Raw genomic sequence first — 22262 nt, forward strand, 5'->3', positions numbered from 1 at the left:
GCCTTGGCGGGCGATTTTACATTGGAGGATCTGGGCTTCATCTTCGTTCCTTCGTCACTACGACGAAGCCCAGATCCTCCTTAAATCACAACCTCAAATCTGTGCCATTGGTGCTGACGGCGGACACGTTGCTGATGCGGACGTGCGGCGAGAGTCTCCGGTGTAACTCCGGTGAAAGTGATGTCTTTTCGTCGTTTGATTCCGATCTGTTCCGCCTTGTGGAGTTATGCAAACGGCGGCTTTTCGCCGTTTTCACCTATATCGCCTGTGTTGACATCGCAGGGGTCGCAAGTTCAATCCTTGCCACGCCCACCATGATCAGGCCCGCCAGCGTACCGCGCTGGCGGGCCTTTTCTCGTTTGGGCGCAGCGATTTGCCACGGCCGATGCGACGAGCGGAGGAGCGTTTTGCGAGCTTCGATGGTTGAGCTTTCACGGGTGGGAACACACCAGGAGAGCAGCCATGAACGAGCGTGACCAGAACCAGACCCCGGGCGGCCAGCAGAACCAGCAGGGCAACCAGAATGTCGATCGCCAGCAGAATCAGCAGCCGCGCGAGCAGCAGGATCCGCAGGGCGGTCGCGGCCCGGACGAACTGACCGATCAGGACGAAGGCGATGCCGATCAGCAGCGCTGACGGACATCTGCCACGACAGGAAGGGGCCGCTGATGCGGCCCCTTTTTTGTCTCTGCTGCGAAACAATTCCCATGTCATGCGTTGGCCCGGCATGAAAAATCTGTGGTTCATCACCAACCCGCAATCCGGTTCGGCGACGCAGGAGAAATGCGCGGCGCTGGAGGCGGTGTTCGAAGAGCGCGGCCTTTCGCTTGCGGGGCGCACCGGCTTTCCGGCGGATGCGATCCCGGACCCTGCGACGCTCGATGCCGCCGGGGTGGATACCGTTGTCTTGTTTGCTGGGGACGGGACGATCAACGCCGCGCTCTGCGCACTGGCGGACTGGTCCGGCGCGTTTCTGATCCTGCCCGGCGGCACGATGAACATGCTTGCCAAGATACTGCACGGGGATGCCGATCCGGCCGCTATCGTCCATTCGGCACATGGCTCGGCGCGCCGTGTCGCGCTGCCATTCGCCGCCGCCGGGCCGCACCGTGCCTTTGTCGGGCTGATCATCGGGCCGGCCGCACATTGGGGCCGTGCGCGCGAAGCGGCGCGGACGGGCCGGGTTGCACGGCTGGCAGGCGCGCTACGTAACGCCTGGCGGCGCACCTTCGGCCGTGGCATTCGCCTGCGCGGCATTGCCGAACTGGACCGGCGCTATCAGGCGATCTTCGTCGCTCCGACCAAAAGCGCGCTGCAGGTCAACGCCATTGACGCGCGCGATTGGGGTGCGATTGCGGAGCTGGGCTGGACGTGGTTGACCGGCGATTGGGTTGCCGCCCGCGCCGTGACCCAGCGCAATGCGGAGCAGATCGAGCCCTATAGCAGCCGCCCGGTGCTGGCCCTGTTCGATGGCGAGCCGGTGACGCTGGCACCGGGAACGGTGGTGCGCGCGGGCATGACCGAGCCGCGCTTTCTCGCCACAGTGCAGGGGGCGGCATGACCCGGCTGTTCCATGTCAGCGACATTCATTTTGGCGCCGAGGACCGCGCCGCGCTCGACTGGTTCGCCAATCGTGTGGCCGCCGAACAGCCGGATGCGGTGATCGTCACCGGCGACCTGACGATGCGCGCGCGGCGGGAAGAATTTGCGGCGGCGCAGGCGTGGCTGGAGGCGCTGCAGCGGCCGATCACGGTCGAGGTCGGCAATCACGACCTCCCTTACTTCAACCCCTGGGCGCGCTTCGTGACTCCCTATCGCCGCTTCAAGGCGCTGGAGCGGATGATCGAGCGCCCGCTGGCGCTGCGCGGGGTTTCGATCGTGCCGCTCAAGACGACCGCGCGTGCGCAACTGCGGCTCAACTGGTCGAAGGGCTATGTCAGCAGCCGGGCGATCGCGCGGACGCTGGCGCATCTGGCCGAAACGCCGGACGACCATGTCGTGCTGGTCGCCTGTCACCATCCGCTGGTCGAGGCGGGGACGCGCAGTACGTCGCATACGCGCGGCGGGCGCGCGGCGTTGGAAGCCTTGGCGCAGGCCGGCGCGCATGGCGTGCTGACTGGCCATGTCCATGATCCCTTCGACATCACCCACGGTACCGCCGCCGGACCGGTGCGGCTGATCGGCGCGGGCACACTATCCGAGCGCGTGCGCGATACGCGACCCTCGTTCAACGAACTCCATGTCGAGGGGGGCAGGCTCGCCACCCAGGTGCGCGAAATGCGCTGACCAAAGAAAAGGCCGCCCCCGAGGGGACGGCCTTTCCATGTGCGATTGCGATAGATCAGAAGCGGAAGGTGACCGATCCGCGATAGGTCTGTGCCGACAGGTCCGAACGCAGGAAGGTCGAGTCGGCCGAGACCGACAGGTCGACCGCGCCGGTGCGGAAGGTCAGACCGCCCGACACTTCGCCCCAATCCTTGTCCTGACCATTGAGCGCGAAGGCGACGTTCGCACCGGTGCCGCCGACCAGATTGGCACCGACCGTGGCCGGGCGATCGCCGAACTCATGGACATAGGTCGCGGTGACGAACGGACGCAGACCGTCCGACTTACCGGCCACCGTCAGGCCGGCGCGACCCTGATAGCTTTCATAGTCGTTGCGATCGATGTCGAGCGCCATCGGTCCGCCCGATTCCTGCGCGCTGCCGAAATCGATCCAGGTGGTGCGCCCGGCGATCCGCGGCGCGATCTCGATCGCGTCGTTGCCGAGGTCGAAGCCAAGGCCGATTTCGGTCCCGACGATCATCGCGCTGTCGCTGGCGCGCAGCGTGTAGTTGGTGCCGAGGAAGCCCGCCGTCCGCTGGGTCTTGACGCCGATGGCACCGGCCGTGACCTGACCGTCGAGCGTGACGCTGCCAAAGCTCTTCTTGGCATAGAGCGTCCCCTGGACCGCCTCGCCCTTCGCGCTCTGGCCGGCGAACGATGCGGTGCCGTCGGTGTCGGTATAGGTGAAGGCGAAGCCGATCAGGCTGGTGTCGCCGAGCGAGGCTTCGAGGCCCGCACCGACATACCAGCCATTGTAGCTGTCACGCCCGCCCATGCCGGACATCGCCGCGCCATCGCCGTTCAGATAACCGCCCGAGATGAAGCCGCTCATCGTTTCGGGCAGCGCGCCCTCCTGAACCACCGGCGTGGCAGCGTCGCTGCGCACCGGGGCTGCGCCCATGGCGGGCATCAGGTTGAGCGCGGCGACCTGCACCGGACGGCCATAATGCGCCAGCGAACCGCCAAGATTGGCGGGATCGAGGCCATTGAGGCGGTTGCGGATGAAGGTCGAGTTGGCGTCGGTGGTGGCGATGCCGAGCGTCTGCGCGGTCGTTTCCGACGCCGGTGCCCAGCTGCCGAGCGTGCTGATGATCGTCGCCGCGTTCTGCAGATCGAGCGGACCGTAAAGGCCGTCGAACTTGGCCTGCTGGCTGCGGTTCTGATCGAGCAGGCGCGCCCAGGTCGAACCGATGACGTTCGATGCCGGAACGACGCTGCTGTACGTGCCCGCAGCGATGTTCAGCACGACCGAATTGGTCGAATAGGTCAGCGTCGGGCGCAGGATCGCGCTGATCGCCGCCGGCGTGTTGAACGTGCCGACGACCCCGCCTGCAGCGGTCAGGATGGTGTAGCTGTTGCCGGCGCGGAGCGTTGCGGCCGAGTAGCTGATCTGGAGATTGCCGCCGAGATTGGCCTGATTGGTCGCGCCGTTGACGACGATGCGGTCGGAAACGCCGGTCGCGCCGAGATCGACGAGGTACCCCGAACCCGACGAGAAGACGAGCCCGCCGTTGAAGGTCAGCGTGCCGGTCGTGCCGATCGTGCCCGGGGCAAAGCTGCCCAGCACGCTGGTCGTGAAGGGCGCATTGACCGTGCCCGACCCGGTGAGCAGGCCCGACAGCAGCAGATAGTCGCCGGACGATGCCAGCGTGCCGTTGTTGAGGATCGTGCCGGTGTTCTGGCGGATCTCCATCAGGCTGGTAAGCGATGCGCCGCTGGCGATGGTCAGCTGCGAGGTCGCACCCATGATGCTGAAGCGATCGACGGTGACAGTCGAATTGAGCGTGATCACGCCGGTGTTGCGCAGCGTCACGTCATAATAGCGACCGATCGCGCCGGTGGCGCGGACGCCATCGACATTGTTCGGCACAAAGCCGGTTGCACCGGGCAGGCCGTTGGCCAGCGTCGGGGCCGGTGCAACGGTGTCGGAATAGCCGGGAATCGCCTGTGGCGTGCCGGGATCCGCCGCCGCGCCGGGCGTGCCGCCGACATTGGCGACTTCCGGCGTGCTGCTCTCAGTGGCGCTTGGCGATGCGTTCGGGACGTTGTTGCGGAAGGTGCCGGTGGCGAGATCGTAGCACTCATTGGTCGTCGGGTTGTTCGACGTGCTCGGCGACTGGAAGCACAGCTCGCCAAACTCCGGACCATTGCCCGAATTCCCGCCGCCCAGATTGGTTGGCAGCCCGTTGATCAACTGGCCCCCGGCAATCACGCGATAGGCCGGATCGAGTTCGGTCACCCAGGCCGCGCCGTCTTCCCAGTTACGGTTGCCCGCCACTGCGGTGACGTAGCGATAGGGATTGTTGGCGATGATCCAGTCCCAGTACAGGAACAGCGGCTGATAGAAGCTCTGCGTCCCGTAGCTGCCGCCGGGCTGACCGCCGAAAAAGGTCGAACCGCCCGACAGCACGCCGATCACGACCGGGGTCGAGAAGGCGCGGTCGAGGATCAGCGGGCCACCCGAATCGCCGGGACCGGTCAGACCTTCACGCGTCAGTGCGTTGTCGCGGAAACCGTTAAAGTCGCGCGGATTGGCGGTCGCCGTCCCGCGTGCGGGGTCGTCGAAATCGAGGAAATAGAGCTGCTGCGGCCGCGACGGCGATCCAGCCGTGCCGAACAGGAATTCGTTGCGGGTGTTCAGCGACACCAGTGCGCCGAGCATGTTCTCCGCGGCACGGCGACGGAAATTGCCGCCGCTCGCTGCGCCGGTCGTGCCGGTGCCGAAGCTGCCATAACCGCCGATATTGACGTGATAGCCGGTGCCGTTGGCCGGATCGATCGAACCAGGGGTCGGGAGCGGCGAGAACAGCAGCGCCCAGGTCGGGACGCCGGCGGCCGGCGTGTCGAGCACGGCGGTCGCGACATCCGCTTCAAGGAAGCAGGACGTGGCAGTGGTGCACGACGATGCCGCCAGCGATGCCGGATTATAGAAGACCTGATTGATATTGTAGAAATGCTGCGCGGTGTTGCTCTGGAAGCGACCGGCACCGCCCGTTCCACCGAGCAGCCAGCGCACGAGCTCATCGGTCTGGCCCGCAGCATTGGCGCGCGTGTTGGTTTCAAAGCCGACGCCGATCCCCACGCCACCCGAGTTCGCGCCATAGGCTGTCGCCGCGCGGGTGTTCACGCAGTGCGCGGCGAAAATGACCGTGCGCGGATTGATCAGCGTGCCAGTGCAAGTCCCGATGAACCCGCCGCCCGCATCGGTAATCATCTGACCGATGCCGGTGATGTTGACCGGATCATAGGCCTGCACCGGGGTGTAGCCGTTGTTGATGGTGATATCCGGGGTCTCGACAACATCGTCGGGCGAGACAAAGCCGTTGCCGGTCGGGGTGACCACGACCTCAATCGGATCGGTGTGCGGCGTTTCGATCGAGCCGGTCGGTGCGCCGGTATGCGGCGTCAGCGTGCTGGCGGTCAGGTCGAGCAACCCGCGCGTGACCGGTTCGTCATTCGCCAGCGCCGGCGTCGCGATCGTGCACAGGCTGAAACCCGCAGCCGACAACAGCAGCGAGGCGCGCGTAATGCGTGCAAAGTTCATGATATCCCCCAATAAATCGCGTGCTGCGGTATCGCGCACGGTGATGGGGACAGAGGCTATTGCAGTTTTGTGGCGCGTCAAGGCCCGTGCGTCGGCAGCGGCGCGTTGCGGGATCTACGATGCGCCGGAGCAACACTTGTCCGAAACGAAAAAGGGCGGCCCGTGCGGACCGCCCTTTCGCATTCCAAAGATCGTGCCCGAAGGTCGATCAGCGCTTCGAGAACTGGAAGCTGCGGCGGGCCTTCGCCTTGCCGTACTTCTTGCGCTCGACGGCGCGCGGGTCGCGGGTCAGGAACCCGGCGGCCTTGACCGGGGCGCGGAGCACCGGCTCATACTTGGTCAGCGCCTGAGCGATGCCGTGCTTGACCGCGCCGGCCTGGCCCGACAGGCCGCCGCCCTTGACGGTGCAGACGACGTCATACTGGCCATCACGCTCGGCAACGCCGAACGGCTGGTTGATGACGAGACGCAGCGTCGGACGTGCGAAATAGATTTCCTGATCGCGGCCGTTGATCGTGATCTTGCCCGAACCCGGCTTCAGCCACACGCGAGCAACGGCGTCCTTACGACGGCCGGTTGCATAAGCGCGGCCGAGCTTGTCGATTTCCTGCTGACGCAGCGGCATGGTCGAGACCGCGGGGGTCGCGACACCCGCTTCGGCGGCTTCGGAAACAGGTGCGCCGTCGGCGATCGCACCCAGATCGGAAAGGGACTGGCGATTGTCGGACATTATGCGCCCACCTTGTTCTTGCGGCTCATGCCGGCGATGTCGAGGACCTGCGGGTTCTGCGCTTCGTGCGGATGCTCGGCGCCCTTGTAGATGCGCAGGTTGCGCATCTGCTGACGGCCCAGCGGGCCGCGCGGGATCATGCGCTCGACCGCCTTTTCCAGAACGCGCTCGGGGAAACGCCCCTCGAGCACCTTCTGCGCGGTGATTTCCTTGATGCCGCCGGCATAGCCGGTGTGCTTGTAGTACACCTTGTCCGCCAGCTTCTTGCCGGTGAAACGGACCTTGTCCGCGTTGATCACGATGACATTGTCACCGCAATCGACGTGCGGGGTGAAGCTCGTCTTGTGCTTGCCGCGCAGGACGTTGGCGATGACGACTGCAGCGCGACCGACGACCAGATTCTCGGCATCGACGATATGCCACTTCTTTTCCACCTCGGCCGGCTTTACCGACTTGGTGGTCTTCATGAGCGCCTTCATGGGGCCAGACCTCTTGGGTTTAAATGAATGACGCCGCCTAAGCCGGAATGGCGCAGGACGGCGCGAACGGCGGCCAATTGACGAAATGGGAGTCGAAAGTCAAGCAAATGGCGGGATTGCTGACGGGTATCTGGATACCGTCAGCGCTTGAGCCATTCGACGATGGTGCGGTCGCGCGGCTTGCCGTCGACCGAAACCACCACTTCGACCCGCTGCGGCAGACCGGTCGCGAGGTCGAGCATGACGTCGGTCGCCTGCACCGCGCGCATCTGTTCGGCCTGCGCCAGCGTTTGGGCGAAGCGCGCCTTGGCGGCGGCATCGCCATTGGCACCCATCGCGCCCAGCTTTTCGAGCGTGCTCCGCATCGCGGCCCCATCGAATTCGGAGCGGAGCGTGATGCGGGCGCGTCCCGGCTCCAGCGCGGTCAGCGTGATCGTCGAATAGCGCTCGATACTGGTGCCGAGCAGGGCGACCGGAACCGTCTCGCTGCCGCTGACCGGCTGACCCAGCGTCAGCGCGTAGCCGCCCCAGCCAAAGATCGGGGCGATGTTCTTGAGGATGATGTCGGCACCGCTTTGCGCGTCGAGCCGGGCGAACATCGCGCGCGTCGATCCCAGCAGAGCGTCGATCTGCTTCTTGTCCGCGCCGCTCGCCGCGACGACCAGCGGCCGGCTTGCATCGATCGACTTCAGCATGGCCGACTGATGGGTCGGCCAGTCGCGCGTGCGCACGACCGTGCTGTCGGCATCGAGGTCGAAGGCGACCGGTGTCCCGGTAAAAGGCTGGATCATCGGGAGCAGTAGCGGGTGGCGCATCGCCGCCGGGATCGACGACGCGTCCATCCGCCAATGAGCGACAAAGGCGTCGCCGGCCCGTTCGAACCGCACTTCCTCAACCCAGCTATGCGTTTCGCCGCGCTTGGTCACGGTCAATCGGAATCGCTGGACCGAGCTCAAGGGCGGGGCGAAGCGCGTTTCGGTAGATTGCGCGGGGGCGGCCTGCGCGCGTCCCGGCGCGACTGGCTGCGTCGCCGCCGCAGCGGTCATGCCGGCCGCAGCCAGGATCAATAGCCCCCAACGCATCGTCAGTCCCTTATCGTTCGGTGCCGCCCGCCGGCTGCAGGTGTGTCGCCGTAAGTCTTTCGGATTGCAAGGCTCCGTCGGGCGTCAGCGTTTCGACCCGCTCGCGGCTCTCGACCACCAAGCCCGTTTGCGGGTCGATCCGGCGGAGCGTTTCCAGCGTGATCCTCGCGCTGGCGGTGCCTTCGGGTGTGGTGACGGCAATCGGCCCGGTGGCGCTGACCGAGACCTCGATTCCGTCCGGACGGGATCGCACCGCGCGCAAGCCATCGAGCTCAGTCTGGCCATAGATCGAGCCGGCGGGCACGCGGACGGCGCGGGGCGGGGCGGGCGTTGCCGCTTCGGCGACCAATTCGGGCGCGATCAGCGGAGTAACGAGCGAGGCGATCATCCGGCGCTGCGCAGCTTCGGGCTGCGCCGCAAGCGTGGCGACGATCGCGCGGACCCGCGCGGCGTGCGCCTGTGTCGCCGGATCGGTGCCGACGGGTGCCATCGCGCCCATGCCCTGGACGATTGCACGCCAGATTGCGGGCAGGTCATCGACGCCGGTCACCGCGCCGGCGCGATCGAGCTACAACACCACCGTGCGCCCGGCCAGCCCGGCAAAACCGGCGCGCAGCAGACCCGCCGGATCGCTGTCGGCCTCCCCGGGAGTCGCTGCATCCAGCGTGATTGTCACGCGATAGCCGTCCGGTGCGGCGCTGAACCGGACCGTGCGGCGCGCAACGAAGCGGCGCGTCGTCGGCCCCGCGCTACGCACGGTTTCTGTGGTCATTGTCAGCGATCGGTCGAGCGGTGGCGCAAACGCCGGTGCCGCCTGTGCCGCCATCAGCAGGATCGCCCCGATCACCGGGTCTCGGCCCGCACCCAGTCGATCACCGCGTCGCCCGCTGCGACCGGCCAGATTTCGATCACCGGCAGGTCATAGCTGTGCTGGGCCGCGATGGCATCGGCGAGCTCGCGCGCGAGTTCCGGCGTGGTTTTGAACAACGCACGATGCTCTTCGCCGTGCTCGATCGCGCCCTGCCAGCGATAGATTGAGGTGCAGGGGCCGAGCAGATTGACGCATGCTGCGAGCTGCGCCGCGACCATCGCTTCCCCGATCCGCTCGGCCTCCGCCGCATCGGCAAAGGTCGCATGGACCAGCGCGATGTCGCTCATCCGCGATAGGCCCGCACACGCCGCCCGGTGACATGGATGCCCCAGGCGGTGGCAATCACCAGCAACGCGCCGACAAACTGGTGCAGTACGCCCAGCGTGATGTCGACGCCGGTCATCACCGTGGCGATCCCGAGCAGGATCTGCACGCCGAACGCGCTATGGATCGCGACCGATGCCGAACGGCTTCCGGCGGCACGGGTCCGGCGGGCGAGCAGCACCAGCGCCACCACCGCGACCCACGCCCACCAGCGGTGGATCCAGTGGATCATCGCCGGATCATTGACCGCCGCGTCGAGGACCGACCGCACCCCGAGCACCTCGGACGGAAAGAATTTGCCGTTCATCAGCGGCCATTCATTGGTGACCAGCCCCGCATTCAGCCCGGCGGTGAACGCGCCATAGAGCAGCTGAATGAACAGGATCACCGCCACGCCCAAGCCAAAGCCGTTGAGCTTTGCCGGACGGTAGCCGGGGTCGCGCGCCAGCTGACGCAGGTCGAGGATCGTCCAGGTCAGCGCGGCGAGGATGAACAGCGCGAGCAGCAGATGCGCGGCAAGGCGAAAATGGCTGACATCGGTCCGCTCGGCGAGGCCTGAGCTGACCATCCACCAGCCGATCACGCCCTGCAATCCGCCCAGTGCCAGCAGGCCGACCAGTCGCCAACCATAGCCCTGGGGAATCGCGCGCTTCCAGGCGAACCACAGCAGCGGTGCGGCAAACGCAAAGCCGATCACGCGCGCCAGCAGCCGATGAATATATTCCCAGAAATAGATGAACTTGAACGCCGCCAGGCTCATCCCCTGATTGATCTGCTGATATTCGGGAATCTGCTTATATTTCTCGAATTCCGACAGCCATGCTGCCTCGCTGAGCGGCGGCAGGATGCCCGAAACGACCTTCCATTCGGTGATCGACAGGCCCGATTCGGTCAGGCGCGTGATCCCGCCGACGACGACGATCAGGACGATGAGCAGGGCGACGACCGTCAGCCAATTGGCGATGGCGCGCGGGCGGATGGGATGGCGGAACTCGGACACGGCCGCAATCTATGCGCCGTTGACCATAAATGCCAGTCTCTGGCGCGGATGTGATGTTGTAACTTTTCCGATCCCGCTTTATATCGCGCCCATGCATCCGACACTCGCCCCCCGATTCTGGGAACAGATCGACCTGCGCTTCGATCGCGTCGCGATCGGGCTGTCGAGCCTGTGTCTGGCGCATTGCCTGGCGACGACGGTGCTGCTCGCGCTCGCCTCGGCGGCGGGGTCGATGATGCATCCGCTGGTCCATGAAGTCGGGCTGGTGCTCGCGATCCTGTTCGGGATCGTCGCGCTCGGGCGCGGCATTCTCAAGCATGGCTATATGATGCCGGCGGCGGTCGGGGCGTTCGGCCTTGGCATCATGGCCGGCGCGCTGACGCTCGAGCATGGTGGGCCGGAAATCGTGTGGACGGTGATCGGCGTGTCGATCCTCGCGCTCGGCCACGACCTCAATCGCCGCGCGACCTACTGATCCGGCGCTTGCCCGCTGCCCGGCGCGGGCCTACATTCACGTCATGCACGCGCACACGCCAGAAAACCATCGGCACCATGAGCATCACGGGTCCGACCTGACCGCCGCCGCACAGGCAACGCTGGAAAAGGCGGGCGAGCAATGGACGACGATGCGTGCATCAATCTTCGAGGTGCTGGCCGGGTTCGACAAGCCTGCGTCCGCCTATGACATTGCCGAAGCGGTGTCGAAGCGCGAAGGGCGGCGGGTCGCGGCGAACAGCGTCTATCGCATCCTCGACCTGTTCGTGTCGTCGAACCTGGCGCGGCGGGTCGAAAGCGCCAATGCCTATGTGGCCAATGCGCATCCCGACTGCCTGCATGACTGCATCTTCCTGGTGTGCGATTCGTGCGGGAACACCACGCATCTCGACGATGATTCGATCACCCGCACCGTCCGTTCGGCGGCCAAGGGCGCCGGCTTCTCGCCCGTGCGCCCGGTGATCGAGGTGCGCGGCAAGTGCGCCGACTGCGACTGAAGCCACCACGTTGAACCCGGTCGAGCTCGCCGCGGCGGCGCTGGGGCTGATCAATGTCGCGCTGGTGGCGCGGCGCAGCCTGTGGAACTACCCGTTCGGCATCGCGATGGTTGCGCTCTACTTCTTCGTGTTCGCCGATGCGAAGCTGTACAGCGATGCGCTGCTGCAAATCTTTTTCCTCGTCATCCAGCTCTATGGCTGGTGGAACTGGAGGCGCAGCGACCGGGTCGATGACGGGGTTGCCGTGCGCCGGCTGGACTATCCCGCGCGCGTAGTGTGGATCGTGGGCACGGCGCTCGCGTGCATCGTCTGGGGCGCGGCGATGGCGCGCTATACCGATGCCGCCGTACCCTATGCCGATGCCGCAGTGGCGGGGATGAGTGTCGCCGCGCAGATCCTGCAGTCGCAGCGCCGCGTCGAAAGCTGGCTGTTGTGGATCGCGGTCGATATCCTCGCGGTCGGCCTGTTCTGGAGCCGGGGGCTCTATCCAACGGCGATCCTGTACGCGATCTTCCTTGGCATGGCGGTGTGGGGCCTGTTCGCGTGGCGCGCAAAGCTCGGGGCGGCGCGGTGAAGCGCGGTTTCCTGCTCGGCAAGTTCATGCCGCCGCATGCCGGGCATCTGACGCTGGCGCGCGCGGCGCGGGCGATGGTCGACCGGCTGACGGTGTTGGTCTGCTGGCTGCCCGACGATCCGATCCCGGGCGAAATGCGGCTGGCCTGGATGCGCGAGCTGCTGCCCGATTGCGACGTGGTCGGTCATGGCGCGCCGGTGCCGCAGGCGCCCGAAGACAGCCCCGATTTCTGGCCGATCTGGCGCGGCATCGTTCGGGACGCGCACCCGGAGCCGATCGATCTGCTCTTTGCGGGAGAGGATTATGGCAAGCGCCTCGCCGAAGAGGTTGGCGGGCTGTTCGTGCCGCTCGGCGGGCGGATCATGGCGGCCGATTCCGACGGCATTGGCGGCCTGTCGGGCAGCGCGGTGCGCGCCGATCCCTGGGCGCATGCGGCCTTTCTCCCCGGCCCGGTGCGCGCGCACTACACCCGCACGATCGTGCTGCACGGGGTCGAAAGCACCGGCAAGTCCGTACTGGCCGAGCGGCTGGCGCGCCATTTCGGCACCGTCTGGGTGCCGGAATATGGCCGCGCCCAGGCCGAGGTGCATGGCGTCGAGATGGACGCCGCCGACCTGACCCTGATCGGCGACGCACAGACGGCGATGATCGCCGCGTGGAAGCGCTGGGCGACGCGCTATCTGTTTGTCGATACCGATGCGCTGATGACGGCGGCGTGGGCGCGGATGATGCTGGGCGACGCACCCGCTGGTTTGATGCAGCACCCGCGCGCCGATCTTTACCTGCTACTCGAACCCGATGTCGCGTGGATCGACGACGGCACGCGCATCTATGGCACCGATGCGAGTCGGGGGCGGTTCGCACGCCTGTGCCGCGATGTGCTCGACGAGGCCGGAGTGCGCTGGATCGCAATTCGTGGCGACTGGGACGCACGCTTCGATGCGGCGGTGGCTGCGGTCGAGGCGCTTGGCCGCGATTGACGCTGCGTCACCGCCATTTTTCACCCATCGCTCAGCTTTTGCTCATGACTGTTCATGGCCAGCGGTGTCAGGCGTTGGACAGGTTCAACGCGCTGGAGTAAATGCGGTCGAATGTCTGAACTTCCCACGACGCCGTTGCTCGATACGGTCGACACGCCCCACGACCTGCGCAAGCTTGCGCCGTCGCAGCTCCGCCAGCTTGCGGATGAATTGCGCGCGGAAACGATCAGCGCAGTCGGCACCACCGGCGGCCATCTCGGCTCGGGGCTTGGCGTAGTCGAACTGACCGTCGCGATTCACTACGTATTCAACACACCCGACGACCGGCTGGTGTGGGACGTCGGGCACCAATGCTACCCGCACAAGATCCTGACCGGGCGTCGCGACCGCATCCGCACGCTCCGCATGGGCGGGGGCCTGTCGGGCTTCACCAAGCGCGCCGAGAGCGAATATGACCCGTTCGGCGCGGCGCACAGCTCGACCTCGATCTCGGCCGCGCTTGGCTTTGCAATTGCGAACAAGCTGGCCGGCACCCCCGGCAAGGGCATCGCAGTGATCGGCGACGGCGCGATGAGCGCCGGCATGGCCTATGAGGCGATGAACAATGCCGAACAGGCGGGCAATCGCCTGATCGTCATTCTCAACGACAATGACATGTCGATCGCGCCACCGGTGGGCGGGCTGTCGGCCTATCTCGCCCGCGTCGTCTCCAGCTCCGAGTATCTCGGGCTGCGCAACCTCGCCAAGAAGATCACCGGAAGGATTTCGCGCCGCCTGACCAGCGCTGCGTCGAAGGCCGAGGAATATGCGCGCGGTATGGCGACCGGGGGTACGTTGTTCGAGGAACTGGGCTTTTACTATGTCGGTCCGATCGACGGCCATAATCTCGACCATCTGATCCCGGTGCTGGAGAATATCCGCGACGCCAAGGAGGGCCCGGTGCTGCTCCATGTCGTCACGCAAAAGGGCAAGGGCTATGCCCCGGCCGAAGCGGCGGCGGACAAATATCACGGCGTGCAGAAGTTCGACGTGATCACGGGCGCGCAGGCGAAGGCACCGCCCGGACCGCCGGCCTATCAGAATGTGTTCGGCGAAACGCTCGCCAAGCTCGCCGATACCGATCCGCGCATCTGTGCGATCACCGCGGCGATGCCCGGCGGCACCGGCGTCGACAAATTCGCCAAGGCGCACCCGGAGCGCAGCTTCGATGTCGGCATTGCGGAGCAGCACGCGGTGACCTTCGCCGCCGGCCTTGCGGCTCAGGGCATGCGCCCATTCTGCGCGATCTACTCGACCTTCCTGCAGCGCGCTTATGATCAGGTCGTCCATGACGTGGCGATTCAGAATCTGCCGGTGCGGTTCGCGATCGACCGCGCGGGGCTGGTCGGTGCCGATGGCTGCACCCATGCCGGAAGCTTCGACGTCACCTATCTCGCCTCGCTGCCCAATTTCGTGGTGATGGCCGCCGCCGATGAGGCGGAGCTGGCGCATATGACCAAGACTGCGGCGGAATATGATGCCGGGCCGATTGCGGTGCGCTACCCGCGCGGCAATGGCGTCGGCGTCGCGATGCCCGCCGAGCCGCAGGTGCTGGAAATCGGCAAGGGCCGCATCGTGCGCGAGGGCAAGACGATCGCGATCCTGTCGCTCGGCACCCGCCTCGCCGAAGCGCTGAAGGCCGCCGACATGCTGGAGGCCAAGGGGCTTTCGGCCACCGTCGCCGACCTGCGCTTTGCCAAGCCGCTCGACGAGGCGCTGATCCGTCGCTTGCTCACCACGCACGAAGTTGCGGTGACGATCGAGGAGAATGCCGTCGGCGGGCTTGGCGCGCACGTGCTGACCATGGCGAGCGACGAAGGGCTGATCGATGCGGGGCTGAAGCTGCGCACGATGCGCTTGCCCGATCGCTTCCAGGATCAAGACAAGCCCGAACTGCAATATGACGAGGCGGGGCTGAACGCGCCGCATATCGTCGAAACGGTGCTGAAGGCGCTGCGCTGGAACGAGGCCGAGGTCGGCGCCATCGCCTGACGTCCCGCGCGGGATCGCACCTTTGGCAGTTGCAAGGGGGCGGCGAAGCTGGTGCTTCGCCGCCCCCTTTTTTGCCCAATCCGTGAGCGTATCGTGCGCGGGTTCCCGCGGTGCCCTTTACCATGATCGACGGCGTTCGCCCGCGGGTTGCGTCTGAAAGATTCTTGTTCGGCGAAAACCGAAGCCCCGCCCCCTTCCTATCATAAGCCCGACGCCGTGACCGTATTTCTGCGGACTGGCGGGAACATGGGAACCGCCAGGGCAGAAGGCTCAGGCACCGAAATCAAGGGTGGGCACGCACGAATGACCAAGTATTTTCTCCTTCTGGCCGCCGCGCCGCTGGCACTGATCGCGCCGGCGCAGGCACGCGATGCCGATCCGGTCGAGCCGGCGGCACAGCAGGGCGCCGAGCCGAAACAGGAAGTCTTCTCGACCGGCGTCGCCAAGGGGCGCGACCGTCTGGATCAGGCGACCTCGACCAGCGCGCTGCGCGGCGAGGAAATCGAAAAGCTCGACGCGACCTCGGTCGCGCAGGTCGTGCGCAACATTCCCGGCATCCGGGTCGAGGCGTCGGCGGGCGTTGCCAACAACAGCTACACGATCCGCGGCCTCCCGCTTGCGTCGATCGGCTCGAAATATCTGCAGTTTCAGGAAGACGGTCTGCCGATTCTCGAATTCGGCGATTTCTCGTTTCTCGGCGCGGACATGTTCCTGCGTGTCGATGCCAACCTGAAGGCAGTCGAAGCGATCCGTGGCGGGTCGTCCTCGACCTTTGCGTCGAACGCGCCCGGCGGCGTCATCAACTTCATCACCAAGACCGGTGAAGAAGAGGGCGGCGCGATCTCGGCGACGACCGGTATCGGCGAAGAGCTTTATCGCATCGATTTCGACTATGGCGGCCGCCTCAGCGACACGCTGCGCTATCAGGTCGGCGGCTTCTACCGTGAGGGCGAAGGTGCCCGCGCGACCGGCTATTCGGGCCATCGCGGCGGCCAGTTCAAGGCCAACATCACCAAGGAACTGCCCAACGGCTATATCCGCCTGCACGGCAAGTATCTGGATGACCGCACCCCGGCCTATTATTTCGCGCCGCTGCGCGTGAGCGGGACCAACGACAAGCCGGTCTATGAGAATATCGCCAATTTCGACATCCGCCATGACACGATGCTGTCGGCCAACATCCCGACGCAGGTGACGCGCGACGGCACCAACCAGGTGCGCAGCTTCGACATGCGCGACGGCGTCAATCCGGTGGTCAAGGCGGTCGGCCTTGAATCGCAGATCGATGTCGCGGGCTGGACGATCACGGAGCGCTTCCGCTTCGCCGACATCTCGGGCCAGATGCTGCAGAACTTCCCGCTGACGATCGCACCGGCCGCTGGCCTGGCCCCGTCGCTGGGTGGTCCCGGCGCGACGCTCAGCTATGCCACCGGCCCCAATGCCGGCCAGGCGATCAACCCGCTGACCGTCAACGGCAATGGCCTGCTCGCGGCGTCGCTGCTGATGAACATCCAGGTCAACAGCCTCGACAACATGACCAACGACATCCGCGCCAGCCGCGTATGGGATGTCGCGGGCGGCAAGCTGACCTTCACCGCCGGCTTCTACAAGTCGCGTCAGTCGGTCAACACCGACTGGCTGTTCACCTCGGTGATCAGCGATGTGCATGGTGAGGGCGCAGCGTCGCTCGTCAACATCCGCACCGCAGGCGGGATTCCGCAGACCGACAATGGCGTGTTCGCCTATAGCGCCGCGCTCGTCACCACCGGCTATCGCCGCAAGTTCGATGTCGAGTTCGATACCAACGCGCCCTATGGTTCGGTCAACTTCCACATCGGCAAGGTCGCGATCGGCGGCAGCATCCGCTTCAACAGCGGCAAGGCGCAGGGGTCGATCTATGGCGGCGAGCTGGGCGGCGGGCGCACCCCGATCGTTCCGTTCGACGTCAATGGCGATGGCACCGTCACCCCGGCCGAAACACGTGCGGGTTTCCTCCCGCTGACCGCGCCGGCCCCGGTCGATTTCGAGTATGACTATGTCAGCTACACGGCGGGCGTGAACTATCGCGTGGCCGAGGAAATGGCCGTGTTCGCGCGCTACAGCCGTGGTGGCCGCGGTGCGGCAACGGGCCCGCTGTTCACCCCCGCCTATGACCCGATCAGCGGTGGGTTGTTCGATCAGGCTGATGGCTATGACCTGGTCAAGCAGGCCGAAGGTGGCGTGAAGTTCCGCAAGTCGAACCTGACCCTCAACCTCACCGGGTTCTGGGCCAGCACCGACGAGCGCAACATGCAGATCAACACCAGCGCTGCCGGTGTCACCCAGGTCGAGCGGATCTATCGCACTTATGAAGCCTATGGGCTCGAGTTCGAGGGTGGCTATCAATATGGCCCGTTCAGCATCACGGCTGGCGCGACCTGGACCAAGGCGGAAATCGCCAAGGACCAGTTCAACCCGGCGGCGGTCGGCAACACGCCGCGTCACCAGCCGGATCTGATCTATCAGACCACCGCGCAATATGAGGACAAGCGCTTCACCGTCGGTGCCAATATCGTCGGCACGACCGGCAGCTTCGCGCAGGACACCAACCAGCTGCGCCTGCCGGGCTACACGCTGGTCAACGGCTTTGCGCAGGTACGGTTGACCGAAAATGTCCAGCTGAGCGTGACCGCGAACAACCTGTTCGACACGCTGGCGCTGACCGACGTCAACCAGGCAGCGATCCCGGCGACTGGCATTGTCACCGCGCGCGCGCTCAACGGGCGCACGGTGGCAGGATCGGTCCGCTTCTCCTTCTGATCCAACAGCTGCCGGGGCGTGCGCGTCCCGGCAGCAACCCATTCTACAGTTTCATCGATCCGGAAGCACATTCATGCTGAAGTCCCTGAAGATCCCGCGCAAACTGGGCCTGTCGTTCCTGATCATCTGCGCGTCCGCTGCGGTGATGATGGCGGTGTTCTTCTCGAACATCTCGATGATCCGCTCGGTCACCGACGCCAACACGGCGGCGCAGAGCCGCTATGCCAAGGCGCTGGCGCTCGAAACCGCATTGCTGCGGCAGAACAGCCAGATGCGCGGCTATCTGGTCACCGGCGACAAGACCTACCTCAAATCCTATGAGGAAGGGCGCGTCGATTATGACAAGGCGTCGGCGGAACTTGAGGCGGAGCTGACCGATCCCAAGCTGATCGAAGCGGTGCAGGTCTCGCGCAAGGAAACGCTCGACTGGCGCGCCAAATGGGGCGACCGGCTGATCAAGCGCGTCGATGGCGGTGATCTGGCGGGCGCGCAAGCCGAAGTGCAGGCGGCGGGCAAGGCGGTGCTGGTCAGCGCCGCCGTACTGCCGTTGCGCGATGTGCGCGACGCCGAACTGGCGACGATCGAACAGGGCACGGCGACGCAGGAAGCGGCGATGGATACCGCGACGACGGTGTTGATCGTCGGCGGCATCGCGTTGATCGCCCTCGCCATCGGTCTCGCCTGGCTGCTTAGCCGCGCCATTGCCACGCCGATCTCGGCGCTCACCGGGACGATGAGCACGCTCGCCTCGGGTCGCAACGATGTCGATGTCGATGGCGCCGATCGTCGCGACGAACTCGGCGACATGGCGCGCGCCGTGCTCGTCTTCCGCGACGCCGCCATCGCCAAGCAGGCGACCGACGCGGCGGCGGCCAAGGCCGAAGCCGAGCAGAAGATGGTGGTCGAGATCGTCTCGTCCCAGCTGTCCGAACTCGCCGGCGGCAATCTCACCGCCCAGATCGACGCCGACTTCCCCGCCGATTATGCTGCGGTGAAGTCCAATTTCAATGCCGCGGTGACCAGCCTGCGCGGCTTGATCGCATCGGTGATGGAGGCGACCGCATCGATCCATTCCGGGTCGGGCCGGATCGCCGAAGCATCGGAAGATCTCGCCCGCCGGACCGAGGCCAATGCCGCGAGCCTCGAGGAAACTTCCGCCGCGATCGTCCAGATGGACCAGCGGCTCAAGACCACCGCCGCCGCCGCCGGTCAGACGGTCGAGCGCGCCAACGGGGCGATCGGAACCGTCGCCAATGGTCGCGCGGTCGCCGAAGGTGCGGTGGCAGCGATGGGCCGCGTCGCCGACAGCGCCAAGGGCATCGACAGCGTGATCGAGGGGCTGGACAAGATTGCGTTCCAGACCCGCGTCCTTGCGATGAACGCTGCGGTCGAAGCCGGGCGTGCCGGCGAAGCGGGACGCGGCTTTGCCGTCGTCGCCGACCTCGTCTCCGCGCTTGCCATGCGTGCCGAGGAAGAAGCGGGCCGCGCGCGCGATCAGCTAACCGCAACCCAGACCGACATCGTCGCTGCAGTCGAGATGGTGCAGAAGGTGGACAGCGCGCTGGTCGAGATTTCGACCGATGTCAGCGAGGTGCATTCGCTGCTCGACAGAATCGCGCAGGACAACCACGCCCAGTCGTTCGCGATTACCGAGGTCAGCTCGGCGATCGGGACGATGGACCAGACCACCCGCCAGACCAGCACGATGGTCGAGCAAAGCTCTGCCGCCGCGCGCGACCTGGTGAACGAAGTGACGCATCTTGCCGAACAGGCGGGGCAGTTCACAGTCGAAGGCGGACGCAGCCCGGTCCATATGATGCAGCACCGGGTCGCCCGGTCGATGTCGGCGGATATGTGGACGGCGGCGTGATCGAACAGGGCGAGCGCCCGGTGCCAGTGCAGCGTAACGCCGCGTCCGCGCGGGCGGGGGACTTCGCATGAACATGATGACGCGCGTCGGCTCCCAGGGGGAGCTGCGCCGCCAGTCACGGGTCATCCGTGCCCTTGGCTCCGAATTTGTGGCGGCCGTGCTGGAAGCCGGCGATCGCCAGCTCCACCGCGCGCCGCAGACTGCAGCCTTGATCGAAGGCTGGCCCGACGATCCGTCGGCGGCGGCGCTGGCGATGCGCTTCAATGCGGCGTTGCACGCGCTGGCGCGACGCGGCGACGTCGCGGATCTGAGCGCGCTCTATCAGCGCGAACATGATGATTTCGACCGCGCGATCGGTGCTGCGCTCACCACGCACGACCGGTTCATCGTCGGGTGGATGCATGCGCCGACCCAGACCAACGAAGTGGCGCGCGCCGCCGGCTTCGCTGCGGCGCTGATGGCGCTGCGTGTGCGCACCGACATGCCGGTCGAGCTGCTCGAAATCGGGTCGAGCTGCGGCCTCAATCTCAATCTGGCGCGCTATCGATACGTGCTGGGCGATGTCGTTGCGGGCGATCCCGACTCCTCGGTGCGGATCGCGCCGGAATGGCGCGGGATGAACCCGGTGGCGGCGCCGATCGAGGTCGTGCAGGCGCGTGGGGTCGATCTCAACCCGCTTTGTGCCGATGACCGGCGCGCGCGTGAGCGGCTCTTGTCGTTCGTGTGGGCAGACCAGCCGCGGCGTATCGAGCGGCTCAACGCCGCGCTGCGACTGGCGCGCGCGCATCCGCCAGCGCTGACGCGTGCCGACGCGACCCGGTGGCTGCCCGACCAGCTCGCCGAGCCGCAGGCCGACGGCGTGTGCCGCGTCGTGTTTCATTCGATGGTGCTGCAATATCTGGCGCCCACGGCGCGTGCGTCGGTGATCGACGCGATCCATGCTGCGGGCGCCCGCGCGACCGAAGCGCGACCGCTGGCCTGGCTCAGCCTTGAATGGACACCCGGACGTGAACGCGTCGAACTGGCGCTGACCTGCTGGCCCGATGGTGTGCGCCGGGTACTCGCCACCTGCCATCCCTATGGCGAATGGTTCGACTGGCACGGTTGAACCGCCCGCCGATTCCGCGCAGCATCTCCGCACTTGCGCACCATGCGGTTTCCCGCTTAGGTAGCGCTAACATGAGCGCGGATGGACCGTGCCAGGGGAGAGGAGAATCGGGTGACCCAGACATCGGGGGGGCAAGCCAATACCGGCCTGGTCTTTGCCATCGTTGCCGTGGCGACGATCGGCGGTTTGCTGTTCGGCTATGACAGCGGTGCCGTGAACGGCACGCAGGACGGACTGAAATCCGCATTCACGCTCAACGACACAACGTTGGGCTTCACCGTCGGCTCGCTGCTGATCGGCTGCTTCATTGGTGCCTTCTTTGCCGGCACGCTGGCGGACAAGATGGGCCGCCGCAACGTGATGCGCCTGGCCGCGATCCTCTTCTTGGTCGGCGCGCTGGTGCAGGGTTTCGCGCATGACCAGACGATCTTCGTGATCGCCCGGATCGTCGGCGGCATGGCGGTCGGTGCAGCATCGGTACTGTCGCCCGCTTATATTTCCGAAGTCGCCCCCGCCAATATTCGCGGGCGGATGACGACGGTGCAGCAGGTGATGATCATCACCGGCCTCACCGCCGCATTTGTGGTGAACTATTATCTCGCCCAAGCGGCCGGTTCTTCGCTCGCGCTGTTCTGGGCGGGTATCGAGGCGTGGCGCTGGATGTACCTGATGCAGGCGCTGCCCGCTGCGGTGTTCCTGATCGCGCTGTTCTTCATCCCCGAAAGCCCGCGCTACCTTGTCGCCAAGGGCCGCGATACCGAGGCGCTGACCGTGCTGACCAACCTGTTCGGCTCGGAAGCCGGGACCGCCAAGCTGGGCGAGATCAAGGCGAGCTTCTCGACCGATCACAATCCGCGCCTCAGCGACATTCTGTCGAAGGGCAAGGGCGGCTTCCTCGGCATCCGCAGCATCGTGTGGGTCGGCATCATGCTGGCGGTGTTCCAGCAACTGGTCGGCATCAATGTGATCTTCTACTACGGCGCGACGCTGTGGCAGCTGGCTGGCTTCACCGAGCAGGATTCGCTGATGATCAACATCGTCTCGGGCGGTGTCTCGATCGCGGCGTGTTTCATCACCATCGCGGTGATCGACAAGATCGGGCGCAAGCCGCTGCTGCTGATCGGCTCGGCCGGCATGGCGGTGACGCTGTTCGTGATGGTCTATGCGTTCAGCCAGGGTTCGCTCGACGCCAACGGCAAGCTGGCGCTGTCGTCGCAGCTGGGGATGATCGCGGTGGTCGCCGCCAATCTCTATGTGATCTTCTTCAACGTCAGCTGGGGCCCGGTGATGTGGGTGATGCTGGGCGAGATGTTCCCGAACCAGATCCGCGGATCGGCGCTGGCAGTGGCGGGCTTCTTCCAGTGGTTCGCCAACTATCTGATCGCCCAGACCTTCCCGGCGATGGCGACGTGGAGCCTGGCGGGTGCCTATACCTTCTACGCGGTCTGCGCGGTGATCAGCTTCTTCCTGGTCCAGCGCTTCGTCAAGGAGACCAAGGGCCGCGAGCTTGAGGACATGGAAGGCTGATCGGGCCGACTATCAAAAGGGGGCAG

Annotated in this window: 20 protein-coding genes; 12 read left to right on the forward strand and 8 right to left on the reverse strand. The window is 65.8% G+C overall.

The features are described from left to right. Nucleotides 1–462 precede the first annotated feature (462 nt). From KYX69_RS07580 to KYX69_RS07590, 3 genes are all read left to right on the forward strand, one after another. Complete coding sequence (locus tag KYX69_RS07580) at nt 463–636, forward strand: hypothetical protein (protein WP_300495691.1); 174 nt, start codon at nt 463–465, stop codon at nt 634–636. 91 nt (nt 637–727) lie between these two features. Next, entirely contained in the window at nt 728–1561 is an 834-nt protein-coding gene (locus KYX69_RS07585) for a diacylglycerol kinase family protein (RefSeq protein WP_300495692.1), read from the forward strand. Beyond that, nucleotides 1558–2286: a metallophosphoesterase gene (locus KYX69_RS07590; protein WP_300495694.1), complete on the forward strand. Its 729-nt coding sequence runs from the start codon at nt 1558–1560 to the stop codon at nt 2284–2286. The genes KYX69_RS07585 and KYX69_RS07590 overlap by 4 nt, the downstream gene beginning before the upstream one ends. A 55-nt stretch (nt 2287–2341) precedes the next feature. Here the strand turns inward: KYX69_RS07590 and KYX69_RS07595 are convergent, their stop codons facing one another. The 8 genes from KYX69_RS07595 to KYX69_RS07630 form a co-directional block, all read right to left on the reverse strand. Then, nucleotides 2342–5869, reverse strand: coding sequence for an autotransporter domain-containing protein (locus tag KYX69_RS07595; protein WP_300495696.1), 3528 nt, complete (start codon nt 5867–5869; stop codon nt 2342–2344). Nucleotides 5870–6077: 208 nt separating this feature from the next. Beyond that, nucleotides 6078–6599, reverse strand: coding sequence for a 30S ribosomal protein S9 (gene rpsI, locus KYX69_RS07600; RefSeq protein WP_300495698.1), 522 nt, complete (start codon nt 6597–6599; stop codon nt 6078–6080). Next, nucleotides 6599–7078: a 50S ribosomal protein L13 gene (rplM, locus tag KYX69_RS07605; RefSeq protein ID WP_294014576.1), complete on the reverse strand. Its 480-nt coding sequence runs from the start codon at nt 7076–7078 to the stop codon at nt 6599–6601. Before rplM ends, rpsI begins: the two co-directional genes overlap by 1 nt. 140 nt (nt 7079–7218) lie before the next feature. Next, nucleotides 7219–8160: a hypothetical protein gene (locus tag KYX69_RS07610; RefSeq protein WP_300495702.1), complete on the reverse strand. Its 942-nt coding sequence runs from the start codon at nt 8158–8160 to the stop codon at nt 7219–7221. Between the two features lie 10 nt (nt 8161–8170). Then, on the reverse strand, nt 8171–8710 hold the full coding sequence (locus tag KYX69_RS07615; RefSeq protein ID WP_300495704.1) for a hypothetical protein: 540 nt from the start codon (nt 8708–8710) through the stop codon (nt 8171–8173). Between the two features lie 18 nt (nt 8711–8728). Further along, complete coding sequence (locus tag KYX69_RS07620; protein ID WP_300495707.1) at nt 8729–9007, reverse strand: hypothetical protein; 279 nt, start codon at nt 9005–9007, stop codon at nt 8729–8731. After that, entirely contained in the window at nt 9004–9318 is a 315-nt protein-coding gene (gene cutA, locus KYX69_RS07625) for a divalent-cation tolerance protein CutA (protein ID WP_300495710.1), read from the reverse strand. Before cutA ends, KYX69_RS07620 begins: the two co-directional genes overlap by 4 nt. Next, nucleotides 9315–10355 carry a COX15/CtaA family protein gene (locus tag KYX69_RS07630; RefSeq protein ID WP_300495712.1) on the reverse strand — a complete coding sequence of 347 codons (1041 nt, stop codon included), beginning with the start codon at nt 10353–10355 and terminating at the stop codon, nt 9315–9317. The genes cutA and KYX69_RS07630 overlap by 4 nt, the downstream gene beginning before the upstream one ends. A 91-nt stretch (nt 10356–10446) precedes the next feature. Between KYX69_RS07630 and KYX69_RS07635 the strand changes: the two genes are divergently transcribed. The 9 genes from KYX69_RS07635 to KYX69_RS07675 all read left to right on the forward strand — a co-directional run bounded on the left by KYX69_RS07635 (nt 10447) and on the right by KYX69_RS07675 (nt 22236). Further along, nucleotides 10447–10830: a MerC domain-containing protein gene (locus tag KYX69_RS07635; protein ID WP_300495714.1), complete on the forward strand. Its 384-nt coding sequence runs from the start codon at nt 10447–10449 to the stop codon at nt 10828–10830. Nucleotides 10831–10873: 43 nt separating this feature from the next. After that, entirely contained in the window at nt 10874–11347 is a 474-nt protein-coding gene (locus KYX69_RS07640) for a Fur family transcriptional regulator (RefSeq protein WP_300495715.1), read from the forward strand. Nucleotides 11348–11357: 10 nt separating this feature from the next. Beyond that, nucleotides 11358–11921 carry a nicotinamide riboside transporter PnuC gene (gene pnuC / locus KYX69_RS07645; protein ID WP_300495716.1) on the forward strand — a complete coding sequence of 188 codons (564 nt, stop codon included), beginning with the start codon at nt 11358–11360 and terminating at the stop codon, nt 11919–11921. Then, nucleotides 11891–12901 carry an AAA family ATPase gene (locus tag KYX69_RS07650; RefSeq protein ID WP_300495718.1) on the forward strand — a complete coding sequence of 337 codons (1011 nt, stop codon included), beginning with the start codon at nt 11891–11893 and terminating at the stop codon, nt 12899–12901. Before pnuC ends, KYX69_RS07650 begins: the two co-directional genes overlap by 31 nt. A gap of 111 nt (nt 12902–13012) precedes the next feature. Continuing rightward, entirely contained in the window at nt 13013–14932 is a 1920-nt protein-coding gene (dxs, locus tag KYX69_RS07655) for a 1-deoxy-D-xylulose-5-phosphate synthase (RefSeq protein WP_300495720.1), read from the forward strand. Nucleotides 14933–15235: 303 nt separating this feature from the next. After that, the gene (locus KYX69_RS07660; protein WP_300495722.1) at nt 15236–17731 is read left to right on the forward strand and encodes a TonB-dependent receptor; all 2496 of its coding nucleotides are present in this window, start codon (nt 15236–15238) and stop codon (nt 17729–17731) included. Nucleotides 17732–17804: 73 nt separating this feature from the next. Further along, nucleotides 17805–19601 (forward strand): methyl-accepting chemotaxis protein, encoded by a 1797-nt coding sequence (locus KYX69_RS07665; protein ID WP_300495724.1) that lies wholly within the window; start codon nt 17805–17807, stop codon nt 19599–19601. Between the two features lie 67 nt (nt 19602–19668). Continuing rightward, a complete protein-coding gene (locus tag KYX69_RS07670; RefSeq protein ID WP_300495725.1) occupies nt 19669–20709 on the forward strand; it encodes a DUF2332 family protein in 1041 nt (346 codons plus the stop codon). 81 nt (nt 20710–20790) lie between these two features. Continuing rightward, nucleotides 20791–22236, forward strand: coding sequence for a sugar porter family MFS transporter (locus tag KYX69_RS07675; RefSeq protein WP_300495728.1), 1446 nt, complete (start codon nt 20791–20793; stop codon nt 22234–22236). Nucleotides 22237–22262: the final 26 nt, after the last annotated feature.

Origin of the sequence: Sphingomonas sp. (genome assembly GCF_030145815.1) — a bacterium.
Taxonomy (GTDB): domain Bacteria; phylum Pseudomonadota; class Alphaproteobacteria; order Sphingomonadales; family Sphingomonadaceae; genus Sphingomonas.